At 44.6% G+C, this 17356-nt stretch carries 16 protein-coding genes; 2 read left to right on the top strand and 14 right to left on the bottom strand.

The genetic code is table 11. The annotated features are described in order from the left end of the window. Window position 1: 1 nt before the first annotated feature. The 3 genes from petA to rplM all read right to left on the bottom strand — a co-directional run bounded on the left by petA (window position 2) and on the right by rplM (window position 1954). Complete coding sequence (petA, locus tag ALT761_RS03565; RefSeq protein ID WP_013785371.1) at window positions 2-634, bottom strand: ubiquinol-cytochrome c reductase iron-sulfur subunit; 633 nt, start codon at window positions 632-634, stop codon at window positions 2-4. A 486-nt stretch (window positions 635-1120) separates the two neighbouring features. Next, window positions 1121-1513, bottom strand: coding sequence for a 30S ribosomal protein S9 (gene rpsI, locus ALT761_RS03560; protein WP_013785377.1), 393 nt, complete (start codon window positions 1511-1513; stop codon window positions 1121-1123). Between the two features lie 12 nt (window positions 1514-1525). Further along, on the bottom strand, window positions 1526-1954 hold the full coding sequence (gene rplM / locus ALT761_RS03555) for a 50S ribosomal protein L13 (protein WP_013785378.1): 429 nt from the start codon (window positions 1952-1954) through the stop codon (window positions 1526-1528). Window positions 1955-2430: 476 nt separating this feature from the next. On the opposite strand from rplM, the gene ALT761_RS03550 reads away from it, so the two are divergent. Beyond that, window positions 2431-3075 carry a tetratricopeptide repeat protein gene (locus tag ALT761_RS03550; RefSeq protein WP_129736597.1) on the top strand — a complete coding sequence of 215 codons (645 nt, stop codon included), beginning with the start codon at window positions 2431-2433 and terminating at the stop codon, window positions 3073-3075. Between the two features lie 50 nt (window positions 3076-3125). Here ALT761_RS03550 and mazG read toward each other — a convergent pair whose 3' ends face one another. From mazG to djlA, 11 genes are all read right to left on the bottom strand, one after another. Further along, window positions 3126-4082 (bottom strand): nucleoside triphosphate pyrophosphohydrolase, encoded by a 957-nt coding sequence (mazG, locus tag ALT761_RS03545; protein WP_129736595.1) that lies wholly within the window; start codon window positions 4080-4082, stop codon window positions 3126-3128. Then, on the bottom strand, window positions 4060-6243 hold the full coding sequence (gene relA, locus ALT761_RS03540; RefSeq protein WP_129736593.1) for a GTP diphosphokinase: 2184 nt from the start codon (window positions 6241-6243) through the stop codon (window positions 4060-4062). The genes mazG and relA overlap by 23 nt, the downstream gene beginning before the upstream one ends. A gap of 12 nt (window positions 6244-6255) precedes the next feature. After that, a complete protein-coding gene (gene rlmD / locus ALT761_RS03535; RefSeq protein WP_129736591.1) occupies window positions 6256-7677 on the bottom strand; it encodes a 23S rRNA (uracil(1939)-C(5))-methyltransferase RlmD in 1422 nt (473 codons plus the stop codon). Between the two features lie 17 nt (window positions 7678-7694). After that, complete coding sequence (gene acpS, locus ALT761_RS03530; RefSeq protein WP_013785384.1) at window positions 7695-8072, bottom strand: holo-ACP synthase; 378 nt, start codon at window positions 8070-8072, stop codon at window positions 7695-7697. 72 nt (window positions 8073-8144) lie between these two features. Beyond that, complete coding sequence (gene pdxJ / locus ALT761_RS03525) at window positions 8145-8882, bottom strand: pyridoxine 5'-phosphate synthase (RefSeq protein ID WP_129736589.1); 738 nt, start codon at window positions 8880-8882, stop codon at window positions 8145-8147. A 155-nt stretch (window positions 8883-9037) separates the two neighbouring features. Then, window positions 9038-9751, bottom strand: a complete 714-nt coding sequence (recO, locus tag ALT761_RS03520; protein ID WP_129736588.1) for a DNA repair protein RecO — start codon at window positions 9749-9751, stop codon at window positions 9038-9040. 43 nt (window positions 9752-9794) lie between these two features. Then, window positions 9795-10070 carry a hypothetical protein gene (locus tag ALT761_RS03515; protein WP_057793797.1) on the bottom strand — a complete coding sequence of 92 codons (276 nt, stop codon included), beginning with the start codon at window positions 10068-10070 and terminating at the stop codon, window positions 9795-9797. Between the two features lie 56 nt (window positions 10071-10126). Continuing rightward, complete coding sequence (recJ, locus tag ALT761_RS03510; protein ID WP_129740553.1) at window positions 10127-11848, bottom strand: single-stranded-DNA-specific exonuclease RecJ; 1722 nt, start codon at window positions 11846-11848, stop codon at window positions 10127-10129. A 137-nt stretch (window positions 11849-11985) separates the two neighbouring features. Then, window positions 11986-12708: a bifunctional protein-disulfide isomerase/oxidoreductase DsbC gene (gene dsbC / locus ALT761_RS03505; RefSeq protein WP_129736586.1), complete on the bottom strand. Its 723-nt coding sequence runs from the start codon at window positions 12706-12708 to the stop codon at window positions 11986-11988. 183 nt (window positions 12709-12891) lie between these two features. Continuing rightward, window positions 12892-13809 (bottom strand): site-specific tyrosine recombinase XerD, encoded by a 918-nt coding sequence (gene xerD / locus ALT761_RS03500; protein ID WP_129736584.1) that lies wholly within the window; start codon window positions 13807-13809, stop codon window positions 12892-12894. Further along, window positions 13809-14675 carry a co-chaperone DjlA gene (gene djlA, locus ALT761_RS03495; RefSeq protein WP_129736582.1) on the bottom strand — a complete coding sequence of 289 codons (867 nt, stop codon included), beginning with the start codon at window positions 14673-14675 and terminating at the stop codon, window positions 13809-13811. Before djlA ends, xerD begins: the two co-directional genes overlap by 1 nt. Before the next feature lie 441 nt (window positions 14676-15116). Here djlA and ALT761_RS03490 point away from each other — a divergent pair, with 441 nt between their 5' ends. Then, window positions 15117-17351: an LPS-assembly protein LptD gene (locus ALT761_RS03490; protein WP_129736581.1), complete on the top strand. Its 2235-nt coding sequence runs from the start codon at window positions 15117-15119 to the stop codon at window positions 17349-17351. Window positions 17352-17356 lie beyond the last annotated feature (5 nt).

Genomic DNA, 17356 nt, shown 5'->3' with positions numbered 1-17356 from the left:
ATTACACAGCCTCCGCTTCTGAGCCGAGGATGATGTTTGTGTCATCTACGAACTGGTAAGGCGGAACAACAAGGTTCAACGGCGCAGGTACGTTTTGGAATACTCGACCCGCCATATCAAACTTAGAGCCGTGACATGGGCAGAAGAAACCGTCTGGAACCCCTTCAACCACTTCTTCGAAAGCGCCATCTTTAAGGTGCTGCGGTGAGCAACCTAGATGCGTACAAATACCGACTAAGATAAGGTACTCTTCTTTCATAGAACGGAAACGGTTCTGGGCAAACGTAGGTTGTTGCTCTGCTTCAGAGTTAGGATCTTTCAGTTTATCTTCGTGAGTGCTCAATTCTTCAAGAATTTCAGGAGTACGACGAACAATCCATACAGGCTTGCTTCGCCACATCACACGCACTAGCTGTCCAGGTTCAATCCCGCTGATATCTACTTCAACGTCAGCACCGGCCGCTTTCGCTTTGGCACTTGGATTCCAGGACGCAATAAAAGGCACTGCCGCTCCAACAACACCTACACCACCAACTACCGACGTGGCAACGGTCAAAAACCGACGACGGGTGTTGTTTTCTGGCTGGTTATCATTGTGTGCAGACTCTGTTGCATCTACAGATACATTGCTCATCCACATTTCTCCAGGTTCGGATAATTATGATGTATAACCCTAACTTTTACTGGTTTTATCACGTTAGGATCGCCCATCATATGGCTTGTCATGAAGTTAACTCTAAGGCGCTTTTGCGCCCAATCGAGAATTCACTAAAGTTTCGTCAAATTTCGACCGCAAATGATAAAAGAAAAGCCCTTATAAACACAAGGTTTTACTGGTATTTAAGCAATAAATTAATCTGGGGTCATAGTTAAGAATTAGTGAGTGATTGGAATAAAATCAAGAATTTGACCGAAATTCGGCCAAATCAGCGTCTTTATTAAAACATTGTTAGCTTTATGTTGAATTGAAGCCGGAAAATTTAGAATACTAATTGACTAGGTCGATGAGCGCCGTTAAGAGAAAAATTATGTGACGCGCTGAAGGAAGTAAACTTTTAGCGCCAGAAAATAAAAAACCCGGCATAAGCCGGGTTTTTTGCACAATATATAAAACGTAAAATTAACGTTTTGAGAACTGTGGACGCTTACGTGCTTTGTGTAGACCCACTTTCTTACGTTCAACTTGACGAGCGTCACGAGTAACGAAGCCAGCTTTACGTAGAGCAGGACGTAACGTCTCATCGTACTCCATAAGAGCACGAGTGATGCCGTGACGAATTGCGCCAGCTTGACCGTTAGAACCACCACCTTTAACAGTGACGTATAGGTCAAACTTTTCCAACATTTCAACAAGTTCTAGAGGTTGACGAACAACCATGCACTCAGTCTCGCGACCAAAGTACTCGTCTAGAGCACGTTTGTTTACTTGAATGTTACCTGAGCCTGGACGCAGGAACACACGAGCGGTAGAACTTTTGCGGCGGCCGGTGCCGTAGTATTGAGTATCTGCCATGTCGATTGCCCCTTAGATGTCCAAAACTTGTGGTTGCTGTGCTGCGTGCTTATGTTCAGCACCAGCGTAAACTTTCATTTTACGGAACATTGCACGGCCTAGAGGACCTTTTGGCAGCATTCCTTTCACTGCTTTCTCAATAACCATTTCTGGTTTGAAAGCTAGCAGCTTTTCAAAGTTAGTTTCTTTCAGACCACCTGGATAGCCACTGTGTGCATAATAGATTTTGTTCAATGCTTTACGGCCAGTAACCGTAATTTTATCGGCATTGATAACTACAATGTAATCACCAGTGTCCACGTGAGGCGTGTACTCTGGCTTATGCTTACCACGAAGGCGCAATGCGATTTCTGAAGCCAAACGGCCTAGAGTTTTGTCTGTGGCGTCAACCACGTACCAGTCACGTTGTACCGTTTCTGGCTTTGCAACAAAAGTTTTCATTTAAATATCACCCGAATAATATCGTCGTTACTGATTTCTGAACACCAGAAATCACCATAAAATCAACACAAAGACCCCTTCGAGCCGGTCGATTCTTCCACCTTCCCAAAGGTGGGCGTAACTGGGCAGGGCGCGAATTATACAGGTTTTGACGAAAATGCGAACCCCTAATTTGCAATTAAGGGGAGTTTTTCTGCACAAAGTTTCTACAGAGACCGTGACAAGCCAAATTAATTCCGGTGATTTTAAGCAGAAGGCTCTTGAGGTTATATTGCCGGCCTGTCGAATAGGGTGATACGCAAGATTTACCTGCCCCCTCAAGCTATGTTGCAATATCGACAAGTAGTACACCGATTAAATACCCTTGACCTGAAAGCGAATAATGACCTCGTGTGGCCATTTTTCTTGTTTTATACCCCGTATTACTGGTAAAACACCCGCCTAAAATACGACTTATAATTAATGAGGAACCCACAATGCGCAGTAAACGTGGACTTATCGCTGTTTTCATCTCTCTTATGGTTTATGCAAACCCTACCTTCGCTGACAACAATCACACATTGCTTGGTATTCAACAGCAATGGGCGTCAATCAACTATCACGCAGATAGCAGCGAGAAAGAGAAGGCGTTTATAGCGCTTATCGCTGATGCTGAAGCCTTTGTTGCATCATCGAACAATAGTGCCGAAGCACTTACGTGGTTAGCCGTTACCCAATCTAGTGCAGCGAAAGCTAAAGGTGGTTTAGGTGCACTCGATTTTGCCAAAGCGGCTAGAGCCAACCTAGAAAAAGCTATAGAGGCAAATGAGCAGGTATTAGAAGGTACAGCATTAACTGTATTAGCCGCGCTATATCACAATGTACCTGGCTGGCCTGTTGCGTTTGGCAGTGATAAAAAAGCAGCGCGCTTGTTTGAAAAAGCCCTAGCGCTTTACCCAAACAGTATGGACGCACATTACTTTTACGCAGAATACTTGTTTGATGATGGTGAGTATGAAGAGGCAGCTCGACACTTAACTCTAGCCAAAAGCGCACCTGAAAAACCAAACCGCCCTATTGCGGACAAAGGCCGAAGAGCAGAAATAGAAATATTAGAAGCCAAGGTAGCAGATAAGCTTTAAAAGCAGCGAGCAAGCTTTCATGGCTAAGCTTTAGTAAAACCGGTAAAGCGTTATGAATTAGCAGTGGTGATTTTTGCTTGCTGCCATAGCGCTTCCATCTCATCAAGCGTCATATTAGCTAAGGGTGAGCCCTTACTCTCGGGCTCGCCGTCTATTATAGACAAGTATTCCGAGGCTATTTTATTAGCTGATTCTGCTTTGAAGGCTAAAGACTCTACTACTTTAAAGCGTTTGGCGAATTTGTTACTGGCATTGCGAAGCGCTGTATCTGCATCGACTTTACAATGTCTTGCCAAATTAACCATAGCAAACAATGCATCGCCAATTTCTTCTTCTAAGGCTTGCTGATTAAGGGTTTCGGCGTCAAGCTCTTGTTGAATTTCTTCAACTTCTTCTCGCACTTTATCTAAAACAGGTGCAACGTCTGGCCAATCAAAACCGACCTTCGCACAGGCTTTTTGTAATTTTTGGGCATACATTAATGCCGGCATTCCCACTGGCACATCATCAAGTAGACTCGGGAAAGCCAGTTCATTATCTTTACTTGGCGATGTGGAAGTCGGCTTTTGCGTTAAAGCCCGTCGCCTTGAATTCTCATGCTTTAACGCTTTTTCTTGGGCTTTTATACTGTCCCACTGTGCAGTTAAGCCTTCTTCGCTGCTTGGCTGCGCTGAAGCATTGCCGAATACATGTGGATGACGGCGGGTCATTTTGTCGCTAATGCTTTTCGCAACATCGTTTAAGGTAAAATTGCCTTCTTCCTCTGCAATACGGGAATAGAACACCACCTGAAACAACAAGTCGCCCAGTTCGTCACGAATATCTGAAGGCTCCCCTTTCACGATAGCATCAGCCACTTCGTACGCTTCTTCAATGGTATAGCGGGTTAGGCTTTCCATGGTTTGCTTAACATCCCACGGGCAGCCAGACTCCGGATCACGAAGCGTCGCCATTATTTCTTGAAGTCGTTTTATCTCAGGCAACTCAGAATTGTTTGCGTTTTGCATCCGTTATGCCTTTTAACTGACGTAATCGTGCAAGTACTTTTGATAAGGTATCTAAGTCTTGTACTTCAATAGAAATGGTAATTAGCGCCGTTTGCCTGTGTTTATCACTTAAACTATTCACACCCAGCAATGGCACGTTTTCATTTGCCAGCACGGTTGTGATATCGCGCAGTAAACCAGTTCTATCGTGGCAGAAAATATCGACAGAGGTTTCAAATCCTACTTTAAGTTCTTGAGACCAGTTCACCTCAATTTGCCGTTCTGGGTGCTGCTCAAGCAAATGCTGCAATTGATCGCAGCTTTCTTTATGCACGCTTACTCCACGCCCTTGCGTGATATACCCCATAATAGGTTCACCAGGAACGGGTTTACAGCAATTGGCCAGCTGGCTCATCAAGTGGCCAACCCCTTGTACAACAACTGCGTCTTTCTTACCTGCGCCCTTAGCCGTACGCTTTGTTTTTACTTTTGGGCTAATTTCAGGCTCTTCTGGCTCTGGTTCTTGTAAGAAATGAATGAAGTTAATCACTTGCATCACCCTTACATCACCTGTGCCTATTGCCGCATAGAGATCATCAGCGCTATGGCCATTAAACTTCTCGTACACTTCACTGGCTATTTTGGTGGGCAAATGAGCGCGATGCAGTTCACGTTCTAACAACTCTTTACCTGCGGTTAGGTTTTTATCCCTATCTTGTTTTTTGAAATAGGAATGGATAGTAGCGCGGGCGCGAGATGAGTGAACATAGCCCAAGCCTGGGTGCATCCAATCGCGACTAGGATTAAGCTCTTTACCAGTAAGCACTTCTACTTGGTCACCGCTATGCAGCTGATAAGTAAAAGGCACAATGCGTCCATTGGCTTTCGCCCCAATACAGCGATGCCCAACGTTGCTGTGAATATAGTAGGCAAAGTCGAGGGGGGTAGCACCTTGAGGCAAGTCGATAACATCGCCTTTAGGCGTAAACACATATACGCGGTCATCAAATACCTGGCTGCGCAGCTCTTCCACCATATCACCAGATTCGGCCACTTCTTCTTGCCAGGCTAATATGCGGCGAAGCCAGTTTATGCGTTCATCGTAGCCCGACTGTTTACCCGTACTGCCTTCTTTATATTTCCAATGCGCGGCAACACCTAGCTCGGCGTCTTGATGCATTTTGTGAGTACGAATTTGAATTTCTACCGGTTTACCCTCTGGGCCCACAATAACAGTGTGAATAGACTGATAGCCATTAGCTTTAGGCGTGGCGATATAATCGTCGAATTCATTGGGCAAATGCTTGTAGCTGGCGTGCACGGTGCCAAGTGCGGCATAACAATCTTGTAACCGCTCAGCGATTACCCGCACAGCACGTATATCGAAAAGTTGTTCGAAGGTAAGGCGCTTTTTCTGCATTTTTTTCCAAATGCTGAAAATATGTTTTGGCCTACCGTATACATCGGCGCGAATATTTTCGCTATTCATTAATGATTGAAGATCATCAACGATGCCATCAATATAATCGGCTCGTTCTCGACGTTTACCGTCAAGTTGCTTAGCGATTTGTTTGTAGGTGATAGGATGCAAATAGCGAAAAGCTAGATCTTCCAGCTCCCATTTTAACTGACCTATTCCTAAACGGTTAGCCAACGGGGCATAAATGCTAGCACATTCACGGGCCACCATAACCCGCGTTTCTTCATCCGCTTTTTTCGCTTGTTGAAGGGCGCAAATACGTTCTGCCATTTTAATCACAACGGCTCGAACATCTTCAACCATAGCAAGCAACATACGACGAATACTATCTATATGTTGTTCATCAGATTTTTCGTTGAACGGCGAGCCATTATTTTTTCTAGCGTGTAAGGTTTTAATGGCGTCCATACGCCTAACCCCCACCACTAAGTCACGAATTTCAATATCGAATTCTTGCTCAATATCAGCTTCGGTTAAACAGTGTTGTTCGCAGTAAGGAAAGACCAATGCCGCCTGCAAGGTGACGTCATCCATATTCAACTGACAGAGTATTTCGACCATTTCTTGGCCAACGAGAAGGCGCTCTGGCATAGAAGACACACTGCGTAGTTTGTCTTTCGTTTCTTCACTTAAATCGAGACTGTCTAGCCACACCTCAAAAGGAGGCCTATCGGCTGCATGCACTTTTCTTGTTGTCACCATAACCGCTGCTCGCTATTGCTGTTGGCGTGAAAATAGCGCCATCGTTTCCATGTGATGGGTAAAGGGGAACATTTCAATCACACCCGCTTTTTGCATTTGATAACCTCCATCTATCAGTACACGCGCATCCCGCGAAAAAGTGTTCGGGTTGCAAGAAACATACACTATCGTACTAGGAGTTGCTCGAACCAGTGCATGACAAACCGTCAATGCTCCTTCTCGAGACGGATCAAGCAAGACTTTATCGAAGCCACCCGCTAACGCTTTATCCACTGATTTTTCATCAGCCAAATCAAGCTGCATCCAATCCACGTTCGTTATGCCCTGTTCGAGGGCGTTACTTTTGGCGCGCTGCACCATTTCAGCAACCCCTTCTACCGCGCTTACGGTGGCGCCACTGTTGGCAATAGGCAAGGTGAAATTACCTAAACCACTGAACCAATCGGCTATACGTTCACCGGCTTTTGGTGCTAACCACGACAGGGCTTGCGCCACCATTTTAGTATTTACTTCTGCGTTCACCTGAACAAAATCATTAGGCCCAGGTTGCAAATAAAAGCCGTCTACTGTGTTACAGGTAATTGGCGCTATTTCATGCAAATGAGTAAATTCGCCATTACCGTCTTCGATTGTCATATTCACGTTTTGTTCCACAGCGAACTGGGAAAGCGATGCAATAAAGTCGTTGGCTAATGAACGGGTATGCTTTACCGTGACTTGCACCGCGTTTTCTCCGGCCAATAAGCTGACATGCCCAACAAGGCGAGCGCTAGCATAGCCAGTAATGGCAGATTTAAGTGGCGCGATAAGTTGGCTTAACGATTCAACTAAAACTGGGCAGCCTTCGATATCAACAATGTTTTTGCCTGCATTTTCTCGAAAGCCAAGTTTTATTTTATCTGGGTTTCTTGCATCAATTGCTAGTCGAGCTTTACGGCGGTAGCGTGGTCGATTACCACTGACGGGCGCTTGCCAGGCCCCCTCGTTGAAACCGAGTTTACGCTGGAACATACTTTTTAGCGCATCGTCTCGCAGTGCGAGGGCTTCCTGAGGCTCTACGTGCTGGAGCTGACAACCACCGCACTGATTTGCCACCCCGCAAAACGGTTTTTGGCGGTGCTCTGAGGGTGTATTCACTTTAGTGACTTTTGCGTTAACAATCTGCTTATTGCTTGAAAGTGCTTTTATCTCAACGGTTTCACCAGGTAAAGCACCATCAACAAAAAATAAGGTTTCACCCCGAGCAACGCCCTGCCCCTGCCAATCCATACCATCAATGGTTACCGCTTCATTAGCAGTATTAATGTCATCAACCGAGGGCCATGATTGTTTAGTTTTTACAATGTGCTGCTTTTCACCTGAGCCAGCGCCGCGTACTCGCCCTTTCACATTGCTTTTGTTTTTGCCTTTGCTCGGCTTATAAAATATGGCCACGTGGTGCTCCCGTTACATTAATTTTCAAGAATAACGGTAGCAACCGCATAGTGAGTTTCATCGGAAATGCTGATAACACTAGAGGTAATGGCTCGCTGTTCACACAGCATGGCAACCTCTCCAGTAAAGTGAAGTTCTGGCGCGCCTAAAGCATTATTGCGCACTTCAATATGTTGCCAACTGACGCCGTTACCAATACCTGTCCCTAACGCCTTCACTGTTGCTTCTTTAGCGGCGAATCGCTTGGCTAAATAGCGCACGGGCTCATTACTAGCAACATAAAGGTTAAGCTCGTAAGGCGTGAGTACACGTTTGGCGAGGCGCTCGGTAGTAGCGTCGCTTTTATTCAAACGTGCAATTTCAATAATGTCTGTGCCTAATCCAGCTATGGCCACAAGGTATTCTCTTTTTGGTTTTTAGTGTTTACTTTCAATTTTACTTGTTTAGCAACTTAAACGGATATGACGTTAGATTCCACTTCTTGCTTCTAACATGAGCTTACGCATATCAGCCACCGCAGTGGCTAAGCCATCAAACGTCGCTCTTGCGATAATTGCATGGCCAATATTCAGCTCGATTAGTTGAGGGATAGCCGCAATCGGTTTCACGTTATGATAATGCAAACCATGACCAGCATTCACTTTAAGACCTCGTTTATCGGCATACTCAATACCTTCCACTAATCGAGCTAGTTCTTCTTCAAGTTCGGCTTCACTGGTTGCTTCAGCATACTGGCCAGTATGAATTTCTATATAAGGCGCACCGCACTCAACCGCTGCGTCTATTTGCTGTTTATCTGCATCGATAAACAAAGACACCAAAATGTTCGCGGCCGCCAAACGCTCGCATGCTTGTTTCATCACGGCCAAATTACCCGCTACATCAAGGCCGCCTTCAGTGGTTAGCTCTTCACGCTTCTCAGGCACTAAGCAACAAAACACCGGCTTTACTTCCTCGGCAATCGCTAGCATTTCGTCGGTAACCGCCATTTCCAAGTTTAGGCGCGTATTGATAGTTTGCGCCAAAATGCGTACATCTCTGTCTTTTATATGGCGACGATCTTCACGTAAGTGAACAGTAATACCGTCTGCTCCAGCGCGCTCTGCAACATCTGCTGCATGCACAGGATCGGGGTAGTTGGTACCACGTGCATTTCGAAGTGTGGCAATGTGATCGATGTTAACGCCAAGAAGAAGTGTACTCATTAACAGATACCTATAGTAGAACAAGCCTTTGGTAATCAGCGCTTCATAGTAAAGGCGCGTATTACCTGTCTAAAATTGATTAAGCGCTATTGTAACAAACTTTCGAACTATCACATGGCAAAAAGCGTGATTAAATATGCGTAACACTTAGCTTGCTAGTGCTTTCGTACCACAAATAACTCTCTACTTTTTAGCGGTTTATCACCAATTAGCGGCTTGAGTAAATCACGACATAACACTTTGGCCACACGTTTACTCATGGGCGTAAACTCACCTTGGGCTAGGGCAAGTAGTGCACTACCCGGTAAACCCTTGCGAGTATAGCTATTTGGCACATCATCTGGCAGCGCACAAAAGCCAAATTCCGGCTGCAGTACATAGTGCTTTTCGGCCTCGATGGGCATTTCATATTCTACATCTTCAGTGAAATCAGGCAGTAGTCCCATTTCATCTAGAAGTGACAGTTCAAATTTTCGCAGGGTAATTTCAATATCATCATCGCTAAATAGCGCTGTAAGCGCCTGACCGTAAGCTTCAAATACCGCATCACTGGCAAGGCCAGCAGGCATTATTCGATTGGTAAGTTCATTGAGGTACATGGCACAAAATAGCGGCGTGCCCACTAAATTAATGGATGGCGCGGTGCTTTCTACATGCCGCAAGTTTTTTAAATCAGATTTACCGGCAAGTTGTAGTTTGAGAGCTTGAAAAGGTTGAAGCAGACTTTTTTTATCGGACTTACTGTTACGTACACCTTTTGCCACGGCACTCACTTTGCCTTGTTCTAGGGTAAAGAAATCGACGATATAACTGGTCTCTCTATAGGCTCGGCGGTGCAACACAAAAGCAGTCAACCAGTCGTTATTCATTCATTTTCCTGTATGTATTAGCAACTCTAACAGAGTAATGGGCTTAGCTTCGTTTAATGCGTACCACTTTCATGGTTTCAAACTCAATCCCTGCCACCTCTTCTACCTGTCGGTAGTAAGTGATATTAACCCGCGCCCCTTTTAAGCTTTGATACTGCTTTTTGCGGCGATAGATAAAGGGTACATCAATGCCTTCAAGCATTACCGTGTGACGTATCCAGTCATCTTCTTCACGCTGGACATGCGACACCACTTTCATATTATCAGACTGATTTAACTGGCCATGCTTGCTGATTAATTTGTCAGTCTCTGATTTCATGTTATTCACCTTGCGCCGCGTTGTATTCTGATATGTGAACGTTAAGCGCTTTACCTTTAAGCGCTTTCTAGCTGTTCGATAATAAGCTGTATCGACTCCTGACCGCGAAATACATTTACATCTAATCGGTAGGCAATGCGTACCTGCTTCACCATGGCATTGGGCCAAGCTTTAATATCAATATTAAAGGCAATCGCATCCACTTCGCCAACCGAAGGCTCTCGGAGTACCAACTTTAAGTGTTTTTCACCCACTAGTCGCTGTTGCACTACTTGAAACTCGCCATCGAATAATGGCGATTCAAAGCCCTGCCCAAACGGGCCTGCTTGCCTAAGCAAGTGGGCGAATGGCAACGATAGCTCTTGGCCCGTTAAGCTGCCGTCAGACAGTAACACTTGGTTACCGTCTAGTTTATCCATATGCTGCTTAGCAATATCGATGAAGGCCTTTTGGAATGCGGCTAAATTAGCCACCGGCAAACTTAGCCCTGCTGCCATTGCATGGCCACCAAATTTGTCAATAACCCCCGGAAAACGCGTATTCACTTCATCGAGTACATCACGAATATGCACCCCTGGAATAGAGCGAGCCGAGCCTTTTATTGTCGTCTCGTCTTGATGAGCAAAAGCGATAACCGGTTTCAAATACTGTTCTTTTAAACGCCCCGCCACAATACCAATCACACCTTGATGGAAATCGGCTTGATACACCACTAACGCGGCAGGAATATCCCCTTCGGTAAGAGACATTTTTTCTAGCACTTGTTCTGCTTGCGCCTTCATTCCGGTTTCTATTTCTCGGCGTTCACGGTTAAGTGCATCTAGCTCCGAGGCTATCATGCGAGCTTGCATTGTATCGTCTTCTAGCAGGCAAGCTATGCCTTGAGACATATCATCTAACCTGCCGGCAGCATTTAAGCGAGGGCCAATAACAAAACCTAAATCGGTTGAAGTAAGGTGAGCGCAATCACGGTTAGCCACTTCAACTAACGCTTTAATACCCGGTCTGCATTTACCTGCACGAATACGCTGCAGGCCTTGATGCACCAAAATTCGGTTATTTTTATCTAAAACCACCACGTCGGCCACCGTACCCACGGCTACAATATCTAGTAACGATGCCAAATTAGGCGCTGGAAGATTCTTTTTAGTAAACCAATTTCGTTGTTGTAGCTCGGTTTTAAGTGCAAGCATGATGTAGAACGCTACGCCAACCCCCGCTAAGTTTTTAGAAGGGAACGTACAACCTGGTTGATTGGGGTTCACAATAGCATCGGCAGGGGGAAGGTCGTCACCGGGTAAGTGGTGATCAGTAACAATAACCTCTATGCCTAAGGCTTTTGCATGCGTCACTCCGTCAATACAGGCAATGCCGTTATCTACCGTAATAATAACGTCAGCGCCTTGCTGCTTGGCAATATCAACAATAGGGACACTAAGGCCATAACCAAAATCGAAACGATTTGGCACCAAATAATCAACCTTATTAAACCCCATCATATGCAATGAATGAATACACACTGCAATACTGGTCGCCCCATCGGCATCGAAATCACCCACAATAATAAGCGTCTTATCTTGCTCAATAGTATCAGCCAGAATACTTGCCGCACCGGCCATGCCTTTTAGCTCATTGAAATGGGTAAGGCCCTTCAGCCCATTTTCTAATTCGCTAACATCTTGCACATTTCTGCCGCGATAAATACGGTCTATTACAGGGTGCAAAGTAGAAGCAAGAGGGGCGTCACCAGTTTCACGGCGCACTACAGGCAATATCATCGACATTCATCACTACGGTTAATTAGAGGGTAATGATACCCAAGGGAATGAGGTAGGTAAAATCGGAACATAAAAAAACGCACCAAGCCTAGGCATTAACTTTTGCTGTGGTGCGTTTTAAATAATTGGAATTGGCGCTATTTGGCTTGCTCAATAGCTTGTGCAATCATACCTGCAGGTTGGTAACCCGGAATTAGCGAGCCGTCTGGCAATACGATATTAGGTGTACCGCTTACGCCTAGCTTTTGTCCCAACAAATATTGCTCTGCCACTTTATTAGCGCATTTAGCGGTTGCTACATCGCTGCCCGCTTTTGCATCAGTTATCGCTTTTTGCGGGTTGGCTGCACACCATACCGATACCATATCCTGGTAGTTCTGGCTGTCTAATCCAGCACGAGGAAAAGCCAAGTAGTTTACCGTAATACCCATGTCGTTTAAGTCGCCCACTTCTTTATGAAGCTTTCGGCAATAACCACAGGAGGTATCGGTGAAAACACTGATCACATGCTTTTCGTTTTTAGCTTTAAACGTAATTGCAGATGGCGCCATTTCCTTCACACCTTCGATGCGAAGATCCGAATAGGCGGCTTCGGTTTCATTACGCATGCCTTCATCTATATTGAGAATACGCGCCTGAACCAAATATTTAGCATCATCACTGACATAGAAGAAACCGCGATTGGTCGATACTTGTACCAAGCCAGGAATGGGTGAATCGGCAAGAGAGTCAACCTCTAGCCCTAGCATATTAGTCAGCTTACTCTTAATTGCCGTTTCATCTGCTGCGCTTGCGACACTCGCGAAAAGGCTCGTAGTGAACACCATTGCAACCAATAAGCTAAATTTTACTACTTTCACTATATTTACTCCGACAGCAATCATGCTTTCAAAATATTAAAATGGGATATAACTAAGACCGCCCATGCAAGAGAAAAATTTCATTCGCGCATTTCACTAAAGCGATACTTAGCGAGTATTTAACGTAATGCTATCACACCACTCGCTGGGTAACACTGAAGTTTGCCTTACCAATTAGTGGAGTTATCCCCTAGGGTGATGGCTGTGAATGAGCGTTTGTAAACGCTCGGTCGCCACATGGGTATAAATTTGGGTCGTCGACAAATCGCTGTGCCCCAACAACATCTGCACAACCCGCAAATCGGCGCCATGGTTGAGCAAATGGGTGGCAAAGGCATGACGCAAAGTGTGTGGAGACAGATGCTGTTCAATATTCGCTTTAACAGCATAATATTTAATACGATGCCAAAAAGTTTGCCGCGTCATTTTTTGACCACGTTTGCTCAAATACACATAGTCTGATTGCTTAGTGGCCAGCACGGGGCGGGCAGTTTTTATATACGTTAATAGCCATTCTATGGCATCTTCACCCAATGGCACTAACCTGTCTTTATTACCTTTACCGGTAACCCGCACCACGCCTTGCTGTAAGCTTACCTCGCTCATTTGCAAACCGATAAGCTCACTTACCCGCAATCCTGTGGCATAAAGCACTTCTAGCATGCTTTTGTCTCTGCATTCTATTGGGTCTTCTACTAAGGGGGCAGCGAGTAAATCTTCTACTTGGCGTTCACTTAAAGAGGCAGGCAAAGATTTCGGTAGTTTGGGATTTGATAAGGAAGATATAGGGTTATCTACCCGTATTTGTTTACCGATTAAATACGTATAAAAGGCTCGTAGCGCACTCATTGCCCGTTGTGTACTTCGCGCCGAAAGCCCCTTGTCGTGGCGGTAGGCAAGATAGTCTTGCATCATTTCGGTGGTCAGTACCGCAATGTCTTTAATGCCTTGGTTATTACAGAATATAGCCAGTTTAGTTAAATCGGTACGATAGCTTTGCTGCGTATGATCAGACAACCCCTTTTCAAGCCACAGCATGTCTATAAAGTCATCGATATGTGCCTGACTAGCAGCAGGCACATAAGTGAGCTCACGCGCCATTAAAAGCCACGCTTTTGCTTGATAAGCTCATAAGCAGACTGAATATCTTGGGTCTTTTTCTTCGCCATTTCCATAGCTTGCTCAGGTAACCCTTTCGAGACGAGTTTATCTGGGTGGTGCTCAGACATACGTTTTCGGTAAGCACGCTTAATGGTTTTTTCATCATCTGATGCACTAACACCCAAAATACGATAAGCATCATCAAGAGATTGTTTTTCGGTATAGGCACTTTGTTGCGAAGAACGCTGACGCCCATTGGAGCCTTGTCCATTGGGGCCACTTTGTCCGCCTCGCTGCCTAAAGCGTATTTCGGCTTCAAACATGGAAATAAGATAATCGAGATCACGGCGTCTAAAACCCAGCGGCTTCGCTACTTTTTCTAAAACCACATACTCTTCTTGGGTTAACTTGCCATCGGCAAATGCCGCTTGAATCAATATCTCCAAGAAAACTTGTAATATATCTCGGCGACCATGACTGGCCTCGTACAACCCTTTCAACGTATCAGTAATAGGGAAGTCTCTGGCTTTACCTTCACGAAACGCTTCTTGTGCTTCTTTTCGTGCATCACCGGTTAACTTCATGTCATCCATGAGTGCAGTAGCAATTTGAATTTCACGACTGGTTACTTTGCCATCAGATTTCGCTAAATGACCCAGCGCTGAGAACAAGCTATGAAAAAATACCGCTTGTTGCTTCATACTATTCTGATCGGTAAAGAAACGGCCAAACCCACCGAGTTGATTAAAGTCTTGGCTGTACGCCTTATCGAAGAAATGCCCTACAATTAGCCCTAAAATAGCGCCGGGGATTTTTAAAAACATAAACCCAAAAAGCACACCAAGGATTTTTCCCCACACGGCCATGTCAGTATTCTCCTGTAATCATTAGCGCATTATTGATGATGATTTTGCACTCAACCCACGTCTGAAATCGTTGTTTAAGCACTATGATCTGCAAGCCTTAAAAGGCTATAAAAATAAAGTAATCATTATAAGTAGGTACAGCTTGACGCTTTTCAAGCTAAAAACTCGTCTATTCGCTTCATTAATTGAGACGATTTTTACCCAATAAGTCAGTAAATATGCGGTAAATCCCTATTTAGATAAAGAGAAATACGATTTTTTTAATCCAATGGTTGGTAAATACAACAGAAGTGCTTAGAATTGACGGCTAATTACATTGCGTTAACTGCCAACGCTACTAGGTTGGCGTATTATTAACTCTATGCAGAACTATATGTGTGCCTTAAGGTCACATCATTATAGTGTCAGCACCGAATAACAAAACAGGCCATTCACCACCGCATGAAAAAGACCTGCGCCATGCTTGTTTCCGCGACCTTGTCTACTCACGTCGCGTTTGCACAGGAAGCTAATCCAGAATCAGTCTCACCGCTAGCCTTTTGCTCGGTGGAGCCCATTGTCTTTAAAAGCTCAGCACTTATGCCGAAGGGGCATGTGAAAGTTGAAGCTAACCGAACTGAAATCATCGAAAATAAAGTAGCACTGTTTTCAGGTAATGTTGATATTACATCTGATAGCGCCATCATCAGTGCGTCTCAAGCACAAGTGAATGGCAATGGTGAAGACGTGCTAGCAAAAGGCGATGTGCATTTTCGCGATGCACAGTTAAGCGTAGAAAGTGATGCGGTGTCACTTCGTTCAAAAGAAGAACGCTTAGAAATGCAAAATACCCGTTATCAACTCACTGGGTTTGTTGGACAAGGCGCAGCCGAAGACATATTGGTTGATACCAATGAAGGTATTGTTTTAAAGGAAGTGAGTTTTACTACCTGCCCCGAAGGCCATGAAGATTGGATGATTCGGGCCAGTGAGATTAGCATTGAAAAAGGCACAGCATGGGGTAAAGCCAAACATACCCGCTTTTATGTCGCTGACGTTCCTGTTTTCTATCTCCCTTATTTCGCATTTCCAGTAAGTAATGAACGTCAAACAGGTTTATTGTTTCCCGAAATAACAAGCTCTAGCAATACCGGCATCGATTACACACAACCATTTTATTGGAATATTGCCCCTAATTTTGACATGACCATTTCGCCTCGGGTGATGACCCAGCGCGGTATTCAGCTAAATACAGAGTTTCGTTACCTAACCGAAAAAAGTGAAGGGACCGCGTACGTAGAATACTTGCCAAGTGACAGTGATATTGAAGGGTCTCCCGATCGTTATTTCTACCGTTTACAGCATCAAGGTCAACTTAACGATAACTGGGTACTGGGTATCGATTTCAATGGTTTGAGTGATGACAACTACATTGTTGATTTAGGCTCTGATTATTATAATAGCGCAGATACACACCTTTATCGTACCGTAAGCTTGGGTTATTACACCCGAGATCTCACAGTAAATATGCAAGTAAAAGACTTCGAAATATTGGGTGATACCGCCGACAGTTATCGTGCGCTTCCTGAAGTTAAAATTGATTACCGTACGCCTTTTGGCCGCTATTTCGAATTTAGTGTTAACTCTGAACTAGCGTATTTTGACAACACTTCTGAAACCGCGCCAACAGCAACCCGCTTTCATGTAGCCCCCACCCTCTCTATGCCTATTCGTGCAGCATGGGGTGAATTTGTTGCTGAAACCACTGTGTTGCAAACGGTTTATAAGCAAGAAAATATTCAAGATACTGACTTAGAAGAAAATGTAGAGCGTACTTTAGGTCAAGCTCGCCTATTCGGCGCGCTGTATTTCGAAAAAGATTCCTCATGGTTTGGTCACGATACCGCCATGACGTTAGAACCTAAAATTCAGTATCTTTACACCTCATATGAAGACCAAACAGCGATTGGGCTGTATGATTCAACGCCTCTGTTAACCGATGTTGAAGGGCTATTCAGAGGGCAAGAATTTACCGGATTGGATAGAATTTCAGATAACAACCAAGTTACCCTTGGTATAACCAGTCGAATATTGGATAAAAACAATAGGGAACAATTTGTACTTAGCTTGGGTCAGATATTCTACCTTGAAGATAACAAGGTTATTGCCGCGACTAAAAATCAAGACCGTTCGGCGCTAGCCGCTGAGATGGACTGGCGCTTTAACAAAAACTGGTACGCCCATTCTGATATTCAAGTGACTACCGACACCGACAAAGTTGACTTAAGTAGTGTTGGCTTAGAATATCGACAAGATGCAAAGCGATTTATTCAGTTGAGTCACCGATATGTTCGTGACTTAAGTGGTGAAACCATTGACCAAGTGGGAATATCGGCGAGTTGGCCTATTGCTGAAAACTGGCAATGGGTGGGTAGAACTTACCGTGACATCGAGCGCGATAGAAGTATTGAGACTTATGCAGGTATTCAGTATGAATCCTGTTGTTGGGCAATACGCTTAGTGGCAGAAAGAAGTTTAAGCAACCGTTATGATTCATCGGGTGAACAATCTACCGACGATTTCGATACGGGTGTGTCATTACAATTTATATTCAAAGGTATCGGTACGTCTGGTACACAAAGAAGCATGTTACAAGATGGCATGTTTGGCTATCGTCAGCCATATAGTTTAAATTAATCCGT

Source organism: Alteromonas sp. 76-1 (genome assembly GCF_900654235.1).
In the GTDB taxonomy this organism is placed as follows: Bacteria; Pseudomonadota; Gammaproteobacteria; order Enterobacterales; family Alteromonadaceae; genus Alteromonas; species Alteromonas naphthalenivorans.
This window is presented reverse-complemented; position numbering and strand designations above follow the sequence as displayed.